This is a genomic window from Nocardioides maradonensis (genome assembly GCF_054777115.1).
The window spans coordinates 1-14,853 of record NZ_BAAHAZ010000014.1 but is presented as its reverse complement, the minus strand read 5'-3'; the positions used below and the strand labels follow the sequence as shown (position 1 = coordinate 14,853).

Sequence of the window (14,853 nt, the reverse complement as noted above, 5' to 3'; positions counted from 1 at the left end):
TGCTGTGACCGATGAGGCGGACGACGGGCTCTCGCTCCTGCCCGATCCGCTGGCGGAGGTCATCGTCGCCTACGAGCGTCACCTCGCCTCGGAGCGGAACCTGGCGAAGAGCACCGTCGTCGCGTACGCAGCTGACATCGCCTCGCTCCTCGAGCACGCCCACCGCGCGAGCATCGACGACGTGGCCGGGCTGGACCTGCGCACGCTGCGCAGCTGGCTCGCGAAGCAGCAGTCGATGGGCCTGGCGCGCACCACCATCGCTCGGCGTGCCACCGCGGCGCGGGTCTTCACCGCGTGGCTCGCCCGGACCGGCCGGACCCCGACCGACGCGGGGTCCTCGCTCGGTTCACCCAAGGCACTGCGCACCCTGCCGAACGTCCTGCGCGCCGACGAGGCGGCCGACCTCATCGCAGCGGCCGCCGAGCGCGCCGACGACGGTAGCCCGACCGGGCTCCGTGACGTCGCGATGCTGGAGCTGCTCTACGCCACCGGCGTCCGGGTCGGCGAGCTGGTCGGCCTCGACGTCGACGACGTCGACCGGGACCGCAACCTCATCCGCGTCGTGGGCAAGGGCAACAAGGAGCGCAGCGCACCCTTCGGCACCCCTGCCGTGTCTGCTCTCGACGCCTGGCTGGTGCGCGGTCGTCCGCGGCTGGCCGGCCCGGGTTCGGGGCCGGCACTCTTCCTGGGCAGCCGCGGGGGCCGCATCAACCAGCGCGCCGTGCGCGCGATGGTGCACCGCCGGATCGCCGACGTCCCGGGAGCTCCCGACATCGGCCCGCACGGACTGCGCCACACCGCGGCCACCCACCTGCTGGAGGGCGGGGCCGACCTGCGCTCGGTCCAGGAGCTCCTCGGCCACGCCTCGCTGGCCACCACCCAGCGCTACACCCACGTCACCACCGACCGGCTCCGGCGCGCCTACCAGCAGGCGCATCCGCGCGCCTGAGGACGTCGCCCAGGTTGTGGCACCGCGTACTGTGGAGGATGACGGATCGGCGATGAGGTCTCCAGTCGGAGTGCAGGACCGGTCGAGAGGCGGACGGCATGTCGTCGTCGAACGGAACGACCGAGATCCACGCGATTCCTCAGCCGGTTCGTGAGCCGCCCCGGCTGCGCATGGCCGAGCGCGGACACCGCAACAGCCTCGACGGAGGGTGGTGGCCGCACAGCCGCGACCTCGCCGCCGAGCTGGGCGGCCTGGTGGCCGGCATGGCCCCCGAGTCAGGGCGGATCGTGCGCGCGTTGTTCTCGCCGCCTGACTGGGATACCGCGCCCCGCCGGATTCCGATGGGCGCCGGTTACCTGAAGGTGGGCTCGTTTCCCGACGACGACACGCATCTGATGCTCCTGACGACCTCGGACCGGCGGGTGCTGCGGATGCTCGTGGTGCCACCCGGCTTCACCAAGGCGCAGGCGGACGAGGCGCTCCTCGCGGCCAGTACCCCGGGCAACTCGCACTCAGCGGCCGAGCTCCTCGCGGAGGTCCTCGAGCACCCCGACGTGGACGCGATGGATCTGTGGACCGATGACGGCGGGTCCTGACCGCGACGCGACGACAGCCGAGCGTCGCGTGGCGCTGTCGGATCTCCTCGATGCACTCGTCCACGCCCGCCGGGCCGAGGAGGCGCTGTGCCGCGCACGACCCCGCGAGGCAGTGTCCAGTGCGCTCGCGGAAGCACGGTTCCTCACGCTCGAGGCGTTGATCGACTACGCGACGGCGATTGAGGCGCTGTCGTGGCCGGTGCCGCGCGGGATCCTGCTGGAGATCCGGATGCACCGGATCACGTGCGGCCGCGGCTGACCCGCTACCCGGCGGACGCTCACGCACCCGGCCACGGCAGGTCCCGCCACAGCGGGAGCAATCGGATCGGCGCCACCCCGACGAGCGTGAGCGGGTCGAGGTAGGCGTCGTCGCTGTTGCGGATCAGGCCCCAGTGCAGGCAGGCGCGGGGGAAGCAGTGCGACTGCACGACCATCAGCCGCCCGATCACGGCTCCGGCTGTGACCCGGTCGCCCCGGCGCACAGTGGCCGCGACCGGCTCGTAGGTCGTCCGGGTCGTCCCGTGGTCGACCACGACCACGCCGCGCCCGGCCAGCAGGCCGGCGAACGCGACGGTGCCGGCGAGCGCCGCGCGCACGGCCTCGCCGGGTCGCCCGGAGAGATCGACACCCCGGTGGCCGGCGCCGTACGTCGAGTCGGGTGGGTCGAACCCGTGCACCACCTCGTGCGGCGGTGGGAGGGGCCACGTGCCGTGTCCCGTGGGTGCCGGTGAGGTCAGCAGCAGGGGGAGGGCGGCGAGGAGAAGGAGGGCGCGGTGGACCATGGCTCCACGATGGTTCGGGCGGCCGACATCGGGGCCTCGGCGTACCGGCCGGTTGTGGACATGTCACGCCCTCCCCAGGGTCACCAGGGACAAGTGGCCCGGATTGGTGCGGGTGGGACTCCGGCGACTACGCTGGCGGGAACCGACCCGTATGGGTGGGAATTCGCACGTCCGCAGACCACGACGGCGCTCGCTCCGAGCGCCGACCGCCCGTGGGCGACGGCCGTCAGTCCCTGAGCGATCAGGGTCCGGTCGCGCGCAGGCGTCAGGCAACCAACTGACAACGAAAAACTGGAGATTCATCATGGCAGTCGTGACCATGCGCCAGCTCCTCGAGAGCGGCGTCCACTTCGGACACCAGACCCGTCGCTGGAACCCGAAGATGAAGCGCTTCATCATGACCGAGCGCAACGGCATCTACATCATCGATCTGCAGCAGTCGCTGGCCTACATCGACCGCAGCTACGCCTTCGTCAAGGAGACCGTGGCCAAGGGCGGCACGATCATGTTCATCGGCACCAAGAAGCAGGCGCAGGAGTCCATCGCCGAGCAGGCGACCCGCGTCGGCATGCCCTACGTCAACCAGCGTTGGCTCGGCGGCATGCTCACCAACTTCTCGACCATGAGCCAGCGGATCAACCGCCTCAAGGAGCTCGACGACGTCGACTTCGACACCGTCGCCGGCTCGGGTCGCACCAAGAAGGAGCTCCTGCAGATGAAGCGGGAGCACGTCAAGCTCGAGAAGACCCTCGGCGGCATCCGCGAGATGGGCCGTGTCCCGTCCGCCGTGTGGATCGTCGACACCAACAAGGAGCACCTCGCCGTCGAGGAGGCGCGCAAGCTCCGCATCCCGATCATCGCGATCCTGGACTCCAACTGCGACCCGGACGACGTCGACTTCCCGATCCCGGGCAACGACGACGCCATCCGCGCCGTGGGCCTGCTGACCCGCGTCGTCGCCGACGCCGTGGCCGAGGGCCTGATGGCGCGCTCGGGCGTCAAGACCGACGGTGCTGAGAACGGCGCCGAGGAGCCCCTGGCCGAGTGGGAGCGCGAGCTGCTCGAGCAGCCCGCCGAGGCCGCTGAGGAGGCCGCCCCGGTCGCCGACGCCGACGCGACCGTCGAGGCCGCTGCCGCCGAGGTCGAGGCCGAGGCCGCCCCGGCGACCGACGCCTGATCCGCACCCACCACTCACGCACCACGAAGGAAGAGACATGGCTTTCACCGCTGCCGACGTCAAGAAGCTCCGCGAGCTGACGCAGGCCGGAATGATGGAGTGCAAGAAGGCGCTGGACGAGACCGACGGCGACTTCGACAAGGCCGTCGAGCTGCTCCGCGTCAAGGGTGCGGCCAAGGCTGCTGCCCGCGCCGCCGAGCGTGAGGCGTCGGCCGGTCTGGTCGCCGCCTCCGGCAGCGCCCTGATCAGCCTCAAGGCCGAGACCGACTTCGTCGCCAAGAACCAGGCGTTCATGGACGCGGCCCAGGCCATCGCCGACGCCGCGAACGCGAACAAGGTCGGCGACGCCGAGGCGCTCAAGGCCGTCTCGCTGGGCGACAAGACGGTCGGCGAGACCGTCGAGGAGCTCGCGCGCACCATCGGCGAGAAGATCGAGCTGGGCGAGGTCGCGTACTTCGACGGCCCGACCACCGTCTACCTGCACAAGAAGGCCTCCGACCTGCCGCCGACCCTCGGCGTCCTCGTCGAGTTCGACGGCGACGAGGCCGCGGCCAAGCAGGCCGCGCAGCAGGCTGCCGCGCTCAAGGCGCAGTACCTGACCTCCGACGAGGTCCCCGCGGACATCGTCGAGAAGGAGAAGGACGTCCTCACCAAGAAGACGCTCGAGGAGGGCAAGCCCGAGGCTGCCGTCGCCAAGATCGTCGAGGGCCGCATCGGCGCGTTCTTCAAGGAGATCGTGCTGCTCGACCAGGAGTCCGTCTTCGAGGCCAAGAAGTCGGTCAAGCAGGTCCTGGACGCCGCCAACACGACCGTCAAGCGGTTCGCCCGCTTCGAGGTCGGCGCCTGACCTGACAGGTCCACCGGAACGGCCGGTGATCGCGGAAACTTCCCGCGATCACCGGCCGTTCGCTTTTTGCAGCATTCCCATGGTTGCCGACCGGTGCCGTGGGTAGGTTCGGTTCGCCAACCCCGTCACGAAAGGCACGCCCCATGGGTCTCATGGACAAGGTCAAGGGCCAGTTCATCGACATCATCGAGTTCCTCGATGACAGCCGCGACACGATCGTGTGGCGCTTCCCGCGGCAGGGCAACGAGATCAAGATGGGCGCCAAGCTCGTCGTGCGCGAGGGCCAGGTCGCCGTCTTCGTGAACGAGGGTCAGATCGCCGACGCCTTCACCCCGGGGACCTACACCCTCGAGACCCAGAACATGCCGGTGCTCTCCGACCTCAAGGGCTGGAAGTACGGCTTCAACAGCCCGTTCAAGGCGGAGGTCTACTTCGTCGGGATGCGGCTCTACACCGACATGAAGTGGGGCACGAAGAACCCCATCACCATGCGTGACGCCGAGTTCGGGATGGTCCGGCTGCGGGCCTTCGGCACCTACGCGATGCAGGTGAGCGACCCGAAGGCGCTGCTCAAGCAGCTGGTCGGCACCGACCCGCAGTTCAAGACCGAGGAGGTCTCGGAGTATCTGCGGCAGACCATCGTCAGCCGCTTCGCGCCGGCCGTCGCCAACGCGAAGATCCCGATGCTCGACCTGGCCGCCAACCAGGACACGATCGCGTCGCAGCTGGCCGAGACGCTGACCGGCGAGCTGCGCGACACCGGCATCTCGATCCCGAAGTTCGTCATCGAGAACATCTCGCTGCCGCCCGAGGTCGAGGAGGCGCTGGACAAGCGCACCTCGATGGGGGTGCTCGGCAACCTCGACCAGTACACGAAGTTCCAGACCGCCGAGGCGATCGACCACGCGGCCCAGAACCCCGGTGGGGGAGCGGCCGGCGGCATCGGTCTCGGCATGGGGATGGCGGTCGGCCAGCAGATGGCGCAGTCGATGCAGGCCCAGCAGACCCAGGCGCAGACCGCGCCCTCGGGCGGTACGCCGCCGCCCCTGCCCGGCGCCGCCAAGCCGTGGTACGTCGCGGTGAACGGCCAGCAGGCCGGCCCGTTCCCCGCCGACCAGCTCGCGTCGAAGGTCGGCTCGGGCGAGCTCACCCCGCAGTCGCTGGTCTGGCAGGACGGGATGAGCGGCTGGGTGGCCGCCTCGACGGTTCCTGAGCTCCAGGCGCTCTTCCCGGCGACCCCGCCGCCGCTCCCGCCGCAGGGCTGAGCCGATGACCGACGTACCCCCGCCGATCCCGGGGGCGGTGCCGCCACCCCCGCCACCTCCGCCGGCCGAGGCCACCGCGCCCGCGCCCCAGGCACCGGCCGCCCAGGCGATCAGCTCGGTGTGCCCGAGCTGCGGCGACCAGCTGGCCTACGTGCCGGGCACCATGCTGCTCAAGTGCGCCACCTGCGGCACCGAGGTGCCGATCAAGGCGGTGGAGGCGACCATCACCGAGCACTCCCTGGACGACTGGGAGGCGAGGAACCCGACCACGTTCGTCGCGAACGTCGCCGCCCACGAGCTGCGCTGCCAGAACTGCGGGGCGACGACCGAGACGACCAACCTGGCCAGCAAGTGCCAGTTCTGCGGGGGAGCGCTGGTTGCCACCGATCGGCCCGAGGGGCTGGTGGCACCCGAGGGGGTCATCCCGTTCCAGGTGCAGAACAAACAGGCCCACGAGGCCTTCGGGAAGTGGGTCACCAGTCGCTGGTTCGCCCCGAACGCGCTGAAGAAGGTCGGCTCGACCGAGGGCCTGACGGGCACCTACATCCCGCACTGGACCTACGACTCGCACACCGAGACCGACTACACCGGCCAACGCGGCGACTACTACTACACGACCGAGACCCGGGAGGTCTCCGACGGGCAGGGCGGCACCCGCACCGAGACCTACCAGGAGCGGCACACCGCGTGGCGGCACGCGAGCGGCCACGTGGCACGCGACTTCGACGACGTGCTGGTGCTCGGGTCGCACGCCCTGGACCCCAAGAAGGTCAACAAGATGGGGCCGTGGCGCCTCGCGGACGCCAAGCCGTTCCAGGACGAGTTCCTGACCGGCTTCGCCGCCGTCCGCTACGACCTGGACCCCCAGGCCGGCGCCGAGCAGGCCAAGCAGCAGATGGTGTCGGTGATCGAGGGCGACGTGCGCTCCGACATCGGCGGGGACGAGCAGCGGATCAGCGGCATGGACGTCGCGTACAGCAGCAACACCTTCAAGCTGCTGCTGATGCCGCTGTGGATCGCGACGTACGTCTTCGCGGGCAAGACGTGGCAGGTGATGGTCAACGCCAACACCGGCGAGGTCGTCGGCGACCGGCCGTACAGCCCGTGGAAGATCACCTTCGCGACCATCGTCGGGCTGCTCCTCCTGGCGGCGATCATCGCCGCGGTGGTTCTTTCCCGTCGCCACTGACGCGATAGGGTCGGCGCGGAAGATCCCGCCCTCAGGAAGGACCCCCGTGCCCGGCTACAAGCGAGTCCTGCTCAAGCTCTCCGGTGAGGTCTTCGGCGGCGGCAAGCTGGGTGTCGACCCCGACGTGGTGCAGGCGATCGCCAAGGAGATCGCCGCCGTCGCGGCCTCCGGCACCCAGATCGCGGTCGTGACCGGCGGTGGCAACTTCTTCCGCGGCGCCGAGCTCCAGCAGCGCGGCATGGACCGGGCGCGCGCCGACTACATGGGCATGCTCGGCATCGTGATGAACTGCCTGGCGCTGCAGGACTTCCTGGAGAAGCTCGGCGTCGACACCCGCGTGCAGAGCGCGATCACGATGGGCCAGGTCGCCGAGCCGTACATCCCGCGTCGCGCGATCCGGCACATGGAGAAGGGCCGCGTCGTGATCTTCGCGGCCGGCATGGGCATGCCGTACTTCTCCACCGACACCGTCGCCGTGCAGCGCGCCCTGGAGAGCAAGTGCGACGTCGTGCTCGTCGCCAAGAGCGGTGTCGACGGCGTCTACAGCGCCGACCCGCACCTGGACCCCACGGCGGTGAAGTACGACGAGGTCACCTACGCCGAGGCCATCGCCCAGGGCCTGCGCATCATGGACCAGACCGCGTTCGCGCTGTGTGGTGAGAACAAGCTCCCGATGGTCGTGTTCGGGATGGAGCCCGCGGGCAACATCCTCCGGGTCGTCCAGGGTGAGAAGATCGGCACGCTGGTCAGCGCCGGCTGAGTCTCGACAGGCTCGACCACCGCCACGAGGCTCGACCACGGCCACGAGGCCCACCACTGACAAGCACAGCGCCAACGACAAGGAGATTCCGGTGATCAACGACATCCTCAACGAGGCCGACGGCAAGATGTCCAAGTCCGTCGAAGCGACCCGCGAGGAGTTCGCCGCGATCCGCGCCGGCCGCGCCCACCCCAGCATGTTCAGCAAGATCATGGTCGACTACTACGGCTCGCCGACCCCGATCCAGCAGCTCGCGTCGTTCACCGCGCCCGAGGCGCGGATCATCATCGTCCAGCCCTTCGACCTGGGTGCCATCGCCAACGTCGAGAAGGCGATCCGCGACTCCGACCTCGGCGTGAACCCGTCCAGCGACGGCAAGACGCTGCGGTGCGTCTTCCCCGAGCTGACCGAGGAGCGCCGCAAGGAGTTCATCAAGCTCGCCAAGGAGAAGGCCGAGGGCGGCAAGGTCGCCGTACGCCAGGTGCGCCAGAAGGCCAAGCAGAACCTGGAGAAGCTCGAGAAGGACGGCGAGGTCGGCAAGGACGACGTCACCGGAGCCGAGAAGCGCCTCGACGCGACCACGAAGAAGCACACCGACGCCATCGACGAGCTGCTCAAGCACAAGGAAGCCGAGCTGCTCGAGGTCTGAGACCCGGCAGCCCTGACAGCGATGAGCGCGAACCCGGCAGCTGCGCCTGCCCAGAAGGATCACGGCCGCGCCGGCCGTGACCTCAAGGCCGCTGTCGGCTCCGCCGTCGTGCTCCTGGCCGCGATCGCGGGATCGCTGCTGTTCTGGAAGCCCGCGTTCATGGTGATCGTCGCCACGGCGGTGGTCGTCGCCGTCTGGGAGCTGGCGCGCGGCATGCGGGCCAAGGACATCGACCTGCCCGAGCAGCCGCTGATGATCGGCGGCGTCGTGATGGTGCTGGTCGCGTACTTCTCCGGAGCGGCCGCGCTCGTGACGGCGACCGCGGTGACCGCGCTCGTCATCATGCTCTGGCTGCTGCGCCGCGGCGTCGACGGCTACGTCAAGAACGCGACCGCCTCGGTGTTCACCCTCGTCTACCTGCCCTTCCTCGGCTCCTTCGTCGCGCTGCTGCTGGCCGAGGGCGGCTGGAACGGCAAGGGTCTCTCCGACGACGGCGTGGCCGGCGTGGTCACCTTCATCCTCGTCACGATCGCCTCCGACATCGGGGGGTACGCCGCCGGCGTGCTCTTCGGCAAGCATCCGATGGCGCCGGTCATCTCCCCGAAGAAGTCCTGGGAGGGCTTCGCCGGCTCGGCGATCTCCTGCATGGCGGCCGGCTGGGCGCTGGTGGTCTACCTGCTCGACGGTCCGTGGTGGGCCGGCATCGCGCTGGGCGTCATCGCCGTCGTCATGGCCACACTCGGTGACCTGTGCGAGTCGGTGATGAAGCGCGACCTCGGCATCAAGGACATGAGCCAGATCATCCCGGGCCATGGTGGCCTGATGGACCGGCTCGACTCGCTGTTGGCGACCGTCGCACCGATCTGGCTGCTGCTGCACCACGTGGTCTTCAAGTAGGAACGGAACCACCCATGGAGACGACGCGACGCCGCCCCGACTGGTGGCACCGGGACCACCCGATCTTCGTGCCCCTGGCCGGCTTCTTCGCCGGCATGGCGTACGTGATCTTCGTGCCCGGTGTCTACGGCGCCCTGCTCAAGCTCATCGTCGGCTACAAGAAGGCCGAGGAGCTCTTCCCCTTCGTGCTGCTGATGTTCGTGGTCCCGATCGGGCTGCTCGTCCCGCAGCACACTCGCAAGTTCGGGCGGTACATGCTCTTCGCGTGCATCGCGACGATCCTCGTCGTGGTCGGCGTCGTCGCCGGCGTGCTGCTCTTCCTCATCCACAAGGACAAGTAAGCAGTGGCCGAGAAGTTCACCACCCTCCCGCTCGTCTTCGAGGCGCCGCGCGGCCGCGGCAAGCCGCCGCGGCACCTCGCCGACCTCGACGAGGCGGGGCGCAAGGACCTGCTCACCGAGATGGGCCTGCCGGGCTTCCGCGCCAAGCAGCTGTCGACGCACTACTTCGGCCGGCTGGTCCACGACCCCGCCGAGATGACCGACCTCCCCGCCGCCCAGCGCGAGGAGCTGGTGGCGGCGCTGCTGCCCGACCTGATGTCCCCGATCCGGCAGCAGACGGCGGACAAGGGCACCACGGTCAAGACGCTGTGGAAGCTGTTCGACGGCTCGCTGGTCGAGTCGGTGCTGATGCGCTACTCCGACCGCGCCACGATCTGCATCTCCTCGCAGGCCGGGTGCGGCATGGCCTGCCCGTTCTGCGCCACCGGTCAGGGCGGCCTGCAGCGCAACATGTCGACGGCCGAGATCGTGCACCAGGTCGTCGTGGGCGCCCGCGCGATGGCGCACGGCGACGTCGCGGGCGGCCCGGGTCGCCTCTCGAACGTGGTGTTCATGGGCATGGGCGAGCCGCTGGCCAACTACAAGGCCGTCGTCGGCGCCGTACGCCGCCTCACCGACCCCGCCCCCGCCGGACTCGGCCTGAGCGCCCGCCACGTCACCGTCTCCACCGTCGGGCTGGTGCCCCGGATCAAGCAGCTGGCCGACGAGGGCATCCCGGTCACGCTGGCGCTCAGCCTGCACGCGCCCGACGACGACCTGCGCAACGACCTCGTCCCGATCAACACCCGCTTCTCCGTGGCCGAGACCGTCGACGCGGCGTACGAGTACTTCGAGAAGACCGGGCGCCGGGTCTCCATCGAGTACGCCATGATGCGCGGCATCAACGACCAGGCCTGGCGCGCCGACCTGCTCGCCGAGGTGCTCTCCGGCGACGGGCGGGGCACCGGTTGGGTGCACGTCAACCCGATCCCGCTCAACGACATCCCCGGTTCGCAGTTCACCCGTTCGCGCGAGGAGGACATGGACGAGTTCGTCCGTCGCCTCAACGGCTCCGGGATTGCGACGACCCTGCGCGACACCCGCGGCTCCGACATCGACGCCGCCTGCGGGCAGCTGGCGGCGTCCGAGTAGCCCGACCGGCGCCCGCGCGGGCGTCAACCCCAGGAAAACGGGTGGTGCCAACCCCCCTGCGCGAGCGTCCGCACCGGTCTAGGTTGAGGCCATGACTGAGCACGTCGACGTCCTCATCATCGGCGCCGGGCTGTCCGGGATCGGGTCCGCGGCGCGGCTGCGCAAGGAGCTTCCGGAGAAGTCGATCGCGATCCTCGAGGCACGGGATGCGATCGGCGGCACGTGGGACCGGTTCCGCTACCCGGGGGTCCGGTCGGACTCCGACATGTTCACCCTCGGCTACGACTTCGAGCCGTGGCCCTCGCCGCTCGGCATCGCGGACGGCCCGGCGATCCGCACCTACGTCGAGGACACCGCGCGCAAGTACGGCGTCGACCACCTGGTGCGCTTCCGGCACAAGGCCGTCGCCGCGTCCTGGTCGAGCAGCGAGGCGCGCTGGACCGTCACCGTCGAGCACGACGGCGGCACCAGCCAGATCAGCTGCTCGTTGCTGTGGGGCAACACCGGCTACTACGACCACACGGCCGGCTACACGCCCGACTTCGCCGGCATGGAGGACTACACCGGCATGCTGATCCACCCGCAGGACTGGCCCGAGGACTTCGACTACACCGGGAAGCGGGTGGTCGTCATCGGCAGCGGTGCCACGGCGGTGACCCTGGTCCCGGCGATGGCCGACAAGGTCGAGCACATCACGATGCTGCAGCGCTCGCCGAGCTACCTGATGGCACTGCCGCGCACGTCGCCGTTCGCCGGGCCGCTGCAGAAGCTCCTGCCCGAGCAGAAGGCGCACGTCGCGGCCAAGTGGGCGCACTGGGCCGTCTTCCAGCTGACCTTCACGCTCTGCAAGAAGCAGCCCCGGCTGATGCGCAGGATCATCCGGCGGGACGCGATCCGCCACCTGCCGGAGGGGTACGACGTCGACACCCACCTGAACCCGACGTACGACCCCTGGGACCAGCGGATGTGCCTGGTGCCGGACGGGGACTTCTTCAAGGCGATCCGTGATGGCAAGGCATCGATCGTGACCGACCGCATCCGGCGGTTCACCCCGACGGGGCTGCTCCTGGAGTCGGGCGCGGAGCTCGAGGCGGATGTCATCGTCACCGCCACCGGCTTCACCATGCTGCTGGGTGGCGGGGCGACCTTCGAGGTCGACGGTGAGCCGGTGCGCATCGCGGACGGGGTGCTCTACAAGGGCCAGATGCTCAGCGGGCTGCCGAACCTGGTCATGACCATCGGCTACACCAACGCCTCGTGGACGCTCAAGGCCAACCTGACCGGCGACTACGTCGTCCGCCTGCTGAAGCACATGGACGAGACCGGCGCCCAGATCGCGATGCCGCTCGCACCGGCACCCGGCACCGAGGTGAAGATGAACCTGCTCTCGTCGGGCTACTTCGACCGCGCGGCCGACATCCTGCCCAAGATGGGCTCCGAGGCGCCCTGGGCGCTCTACATGAACTACCCGAAGGACGTGAAGCTGCTCAGGAAGGGGCCGATCGCGGACGCGGGCATCCGGTTCTCCCGGGCCGGCGCGTAGTGCCCGGCATCTGGCAGGACGCCCTGCCCGCGCTGGTGGGCCGGCTGCCCGCGGGCACGGTGGTCACGGACGTCGACGTGCTGGCGTCGTACCGGCACGACATGGCGATGGCGGCGGACGCGGAGGTCCCGCTGGCCGTGGTGCGTCCGGCGTCGACCGCCGAGGTGCAGACCGTGGTGCGGTGGGCGGCGGCGTACGACGTCCCGATCGTCACCCGCGGCCGGGGGACTGGTCTCGCGGGCGGCGCCAGCGGGCGCAGCGACGGGATCGTGCTGTCGACCGAGCGGATGCGGGGCATCGCGATCGACCCCCAGAACCGGGTCGCGGTGGTCGGTCCGGGCCTGCTCAACACCGAGGTGAAGGTGGAGGCGGCCGAGCACGGGCTCTGGTACCCGCCCGATCCCGCCTCGTTCGAGATGTGCAGCATCGGCGGCAACCTGGCCACGAACGCGGGTGGCCTGTGCTGCGTGAAGTACGGCGTCACCGCCGACTACGTGCTCGGTCTCGAGGTCGTGACGGCCGACGGCCGGGCGCTCCGGCTCGGCGGACCGCGGCTCAAGGACAACGCCGGCTACGACCTGGTGCGCCTCCTGGTCGGCAGCGAGGGCACGCTCGGCATCATCACCGAGGCGACCCTGCGGCTGCTGCCGCGGCCCGCGGTCGAGTCGGTCGCGGTCGGCATCTTCGCCTCGCTCACCGACGCCGCCCGCGCCACCGCCGCGCTCAGGCTGCAGCTGGAGCCCTCGATGCTCGAGCTGATGGATGCCGTGGCCCTCAACATCATCGAGGACAAGTACCGGATGGGCCTGGACCGGACGGCCGGGGCGATGCTGATCGCGGCGACCGACACCCCCGGCGAGACCGGCGAGGAGGAGGTGCACGCGATCGGTGCCACGTTCACCGAGCACGGCGCCACCGAGGTGTACGTCGCCTCCGATCCCGCCGAGGCCGAGAACCTCGTGGCCGCGCGGCGCCTCGCCGCCCCGGCCGCCATGGCGCTGGGGCCGCTCCTTCTCGAGGACATCGCGGTCCCGGTCTCGCTGCTCGCCGACCTGGTCGGCGGCATCCAGCAGGTGGCGCGCGACCGGGACGTGCGGATCGGCGTCGTCGCGCACGCCGGCGACGGCAACGTGCACCCGGTCGTCATCCGCGACCCCGCGGACCCCGGGGCGGCCGCGCGCGAGGACGCCGCCTTCGACGACATCATGCGGCTCGCGATCCGGCTGGGCGGCACGATCAGCGCCGAGCACGGCATCGGCCGGCTGAAGCGACCGTGGCTCGAGGACGCCGTCGGGTCCGACGTCCTGGAGCTCAACCGCCGGATCAAGGACGCCCTGGATCCGCAGGGCATCCTCAACCCCGGCGTCGGCCTGTAGGACCGCGAGTCGCGCGCTGCCGTTCGCGTGTCGTTCGCCGAACGGACGGGCTGCGGGCGGATGCTGCCAGCATGTCTCGGACTCGCTCGTCGGCACTCGCCCTGACCATCGCCCTGGGCCTCGGTGGCGCCCAGCTCGTCGGCGCCGCGTCTGCCCACGCCAACCCGGCCGGCACCGGGCTCGTCATCAACGAGGTGTACGGCGGGGGAGGCAACTCCGGTGCGCCGTACACCAACGACTTCGTGGAGCTGTACAACCCGACCGGGGCGGCGATCAGCCTGACGGGCCTGAGCCTCCAGTACCGCAGCGCGGCCTCCACGACCGCCCCCACCGCCAGCGGGGTCAACGCGCTGAGCGGCTCGGTGGCCGCGCACGCGCACTTCCTGGTGCAGCTGGCGGCGGGCAGCACACCGTCGGGCTCGCTGCCGGCGCCGGACCTCGTCGTCGGCTCGGGTGCGATCAACATGAGTGCGACCGGCGGCCAGGTCTACCTGGTCACCGGTACGTCCGGCATCGCGGCGCAGACGAACACCTCGGCTCCGTGGACGTTCGCGTCCTCGGTGGTCGACTTCGTCGGCTGGGGGTCGAGCACGACGGTCTTCGAGGGCTCGAACCACGCCGGCAGCACCGCCAACAGCACCTCGATCTCGCGGGCGACGACGGGTGGCGACTCCAACGACAACGCCTCGGACTTCGCCGCCGCCGCGGCACCGTCCCCGCAGGGCTCGGGCGGCGGGAGCGCGTCGATCCCGTACGGCCCGGGGCCGCAGTCGACGTACACCGTCCAGGCGCAGCCGCCGACCGGCACCTGCCACTACCGCTACCTCGACCAGGCCAACGGCAAGGTGCTGCAGGACCAGGCCTGCACCCCGGGCGCCCTGAACCCGGACGTCACCCAGGCCACGATCGGCTCGACGATCTGCATGTCCGGCTACACGACCTCGATCCGGCCGCCGTCGTCGATCACGACACCGGAGAAGAGGGGTTCCGAGGCGGCGTACGGCTTCAGCGGCAGCTACGACGAGTACGACCACCTGGTCTCGCTCGAGCTCGGCGGCGACCCGAACGACGCGCGCAACCTCTGGCCCGAGCCGAACAAGAGTGGCGCGACGTCGTACACCAACCCGAAGGACTCGGTCGAGAACAAGCTGCACACGCTCATCTGCAACGGCAGCATCACGTTGGCCGCCGCGCAGCGGGCCATCGTGAACGACTGGACGACGGCGCTGGCCGCCGTGGGGTACCCGAACGGCTAGGGCATGGCTCCTTACTCACCGCCTACTACGCGACGTTTCCGACTCGATGCGGCTGCGTTGGAGCCGCTCGACGTGCGATCCAGCATGCCGTCGCG

The 14,853-nt window shown here is 70.2% G+C and carries 15 protein-coding genes and 1 pseudogene; 15 read left to right on the top strand and 1 reads right to left on the bottom strand.

Annotated features, from left to right (window positions below):
• The first annotated feature begins 4 nt into the window (after nucleotides 1–4).
• The 3 genes from ACYVAQ_RS16670 to ACYVAQ_RS16660 all read left to right on the top strand — a co-directional run bounded on the left by ACYVAQ_RS16670 (nucleotide 5) and on the right by ACYVAQ_RS16660 (nucleotide 1,804).
• On the top strand, nucleotides 5–949 hold the full coding sequence (locus tag ACYVAQ_RS16670) for a tyrosine recombinase XerC (RefSeq protein ID WP_460791623.1): 945 nt from the start codon (nucleotides 5–7) through the stop codon (nucleotides 947–949).
• Between the two features lie 98 nt (nucleotides 950–1,047).
• Nucleotides 1,048–1,545, top strand: coding sequence for a DUF5994 family protein (locus tag ACYVAQ_RS16665; RefSeq protein WP_460791534.1), 498 nt, complete (start codon nucleotides 1,048–1,050; stop codon nucleotides 1,543–1,545).
• 28 nt (nucleotides 1,546–1,573) lie between these two features.
• Nucleotides 1,574–1,804, top strand: coding sequence for a hypothetical protein (locus tag ACYVAQ_RS16660; protein ID WP_460791533.1), 231 nt, complete (start codon nucleotides 1,574–1,576; stop codon nucleotides 1,802–1,804).
• A 19-nt stretch (nucleotides 1,805–1,823) separates the two neighbouring features.
• On the opposite strand, the gene ACYVAQ_RS16655 is transcribed toward ACYVAQ_RS16660, so the two are convergent.
• Nucleotides 1,824–2,327: a murein hydrolase activator EnvC family protein gene (locus tag ACYVAQ_RS16655; RefSeq protein ID WP_460791532.1), complete on the bottom strand. Its 504-nt coding sequence runs from the start codon at nucleotides 2,325–2,327 to the stop codon at nucleotides 1,824–1,826.
• 304 nt (nucleotides 2,328–2,631) lie between these two features.
• Here ACYVAQ_RS16655 and rpsB point away from each other — a divergent pair, with 304 nt between their 5' ends.
• The 12 genes and pseudogenes from rpsB to ACYVAQ_RS16595 all read left to right on the top strand — a co-directional run.
• Nucleotides 2,632–3,504 (top strand): 30S ribosomal protein S2, encoded by an 873-nt coding sequence (gene rpsB, locus ACYVAQ_RS16650; protein ID WP_460791531.1) that lies wholly within the window; start codon nucleotides 2,632–2,634, stop codon nucleotides 3,502–3,504.
• A 37-nt stretch (nucleotides 3,505–3,541) separates the two neighbouring features.
• Nucleotides 3,542–4,351: a translation elongation factor Ts gene (gene tsf / locus ACYVAQ_RS16645; protein WP_460791530.1), complete on the top strand. Its 810-nt coding sequence runs from the start codon at nucleotides 3,542–3,544 to the stop codon at nucleotides 4,349–4,351.
• 143 nt (nucleotides 4,352–4,494) lie between these two features.
• Nucleotides 4,495–5,616, top strand: coding sequence for an SPFH domain-containing protein (locus ACYVAQ_RS16640; RefSeq protein ID WP_460791529.1), 1,122 nt, complete (start codon nucleotides 4,495–4,497; stop codon nucleotides 5,614–5,616).
• Nucleotides 5,617–5,620: 4 nt separating this feature from the next.
• Nucleotides 5,621–6,805 (top strand): TFIIB-type zinc ribbon-containing protein, encoded by a 1,185-nt coding sequence (locus ACYVAQ_RS16635; RefSeq protein ID WP_460791528.1) that lies wholly within the window; start codon nucleotides 5,621–5,623, stop codon nucleotides 6,803–6,805.
• Between the two features lie 46 nt (nucleotides 6,806–6,851).
• Nucleotides 6,852–7,565 (top strand): UMP kinase, encoded by a 714-nt coding sequence (gene pyrH, locus ACYVAQ_RS16630; protein WP_460791527.1) that lies wholly within the window; start codon nucleotides 6,852–6,854, stop codon nucleotides 7,563–7,565.
• A 94-nt stretch (nucleotides 7,566–7,659) separates the two neighbouring features.
• Nucleotides 7,660–8,214, top strand: coding sequence for a ribosome recycling factor (frr, locus tag ACYVAQ_RS16625; protein WP_460791622.1), 555 nt, complete (start codon nucleotides 7,660–7,662; stop codon nucleotides 8,212–8,214).
• A 21-nt stretch (nucleotides 8,215–8,235) separates the two neighbouring features.
• The gene (locus ACYVAQ_RS16620) at nucleotides 8,236–9,111 is read left to right on the top strand and encodes a phosphatidate cytidylyltransferase (protein ID WP_460791526.1); all 876 of its coding nucleotides are present in this window, start codon (nucleotides 8,236–8,238) and stop codon (nucleotides 9,109–9,111) included.
• A gap of 14 nt (nucleotides 9,112–9,125) precedes the next feature.
• Nucleotides 9,126–9,452, top strand: coding sequence for a hypothetical protein (locus tag ACYVAQ_RS16615; RefSeq protein ID WP_460791525.1), 327 nt, complete (start codon nucleotides 9,126–9,128; stop codon nucleotides 9,450–9,452).
• 3 nt (nucleotides 9,453–9,455) lie between these two features.
• On the top strand, nucleotides 9,456–10,583 hold the full coding sequence (rlmN, locus tag ACYVAQ_RS16610) for a dual-specificity RNA methyltransferase RlmN (RefSeq protein WP_460791524.1): 1,128 nt from the start codon (nucleotides 9,456–9,458) through the stop codon (nucleotides 10,581–10,583).
• Between the two features lie 91 nt (nucleotides 10,584–10,674).
• On the top strand, nucleotides 10,675–12,126 hold the full coding sequence (locus tag ACYVAQ_RS16605) for a flavin-containing monooxygenase (RefSeq protein ID WP_460791523.1): 1,452 nt from the start codon (nucleotides 10,675–10,677) through the stop codon (nucleotides 12,124–12,126).
• Nucleotides 12,126–13,502 (top strand): FAD-binding oxidoreductase, encoded by a 1,377-nt coding sequence (locus ACYVAQ_RS16600; protein WP_460791522.1) that lies wholly within the window; start codon nucleotides 12,126–12,128, stop codon nucleotides 13,500–13,502. The genes ACYVAQ_RS16605 and ACYVAQ_RS16600 overlap by 1 nt, the downstream gene beginning before the upstream one ends.
• Before the next feature lie 71 nt (nucleotides 13,503–13,573).
• Nucleotides 13,574–13,990 (top strand): annotated as a pseudogene (locus tag ACYVAQ_RS16595) (lamin tail domain-containing protein); the annotation flags it as partial.
• Nucleotides 13,991–14,853 lie beyond the last annotated feature (863 nt).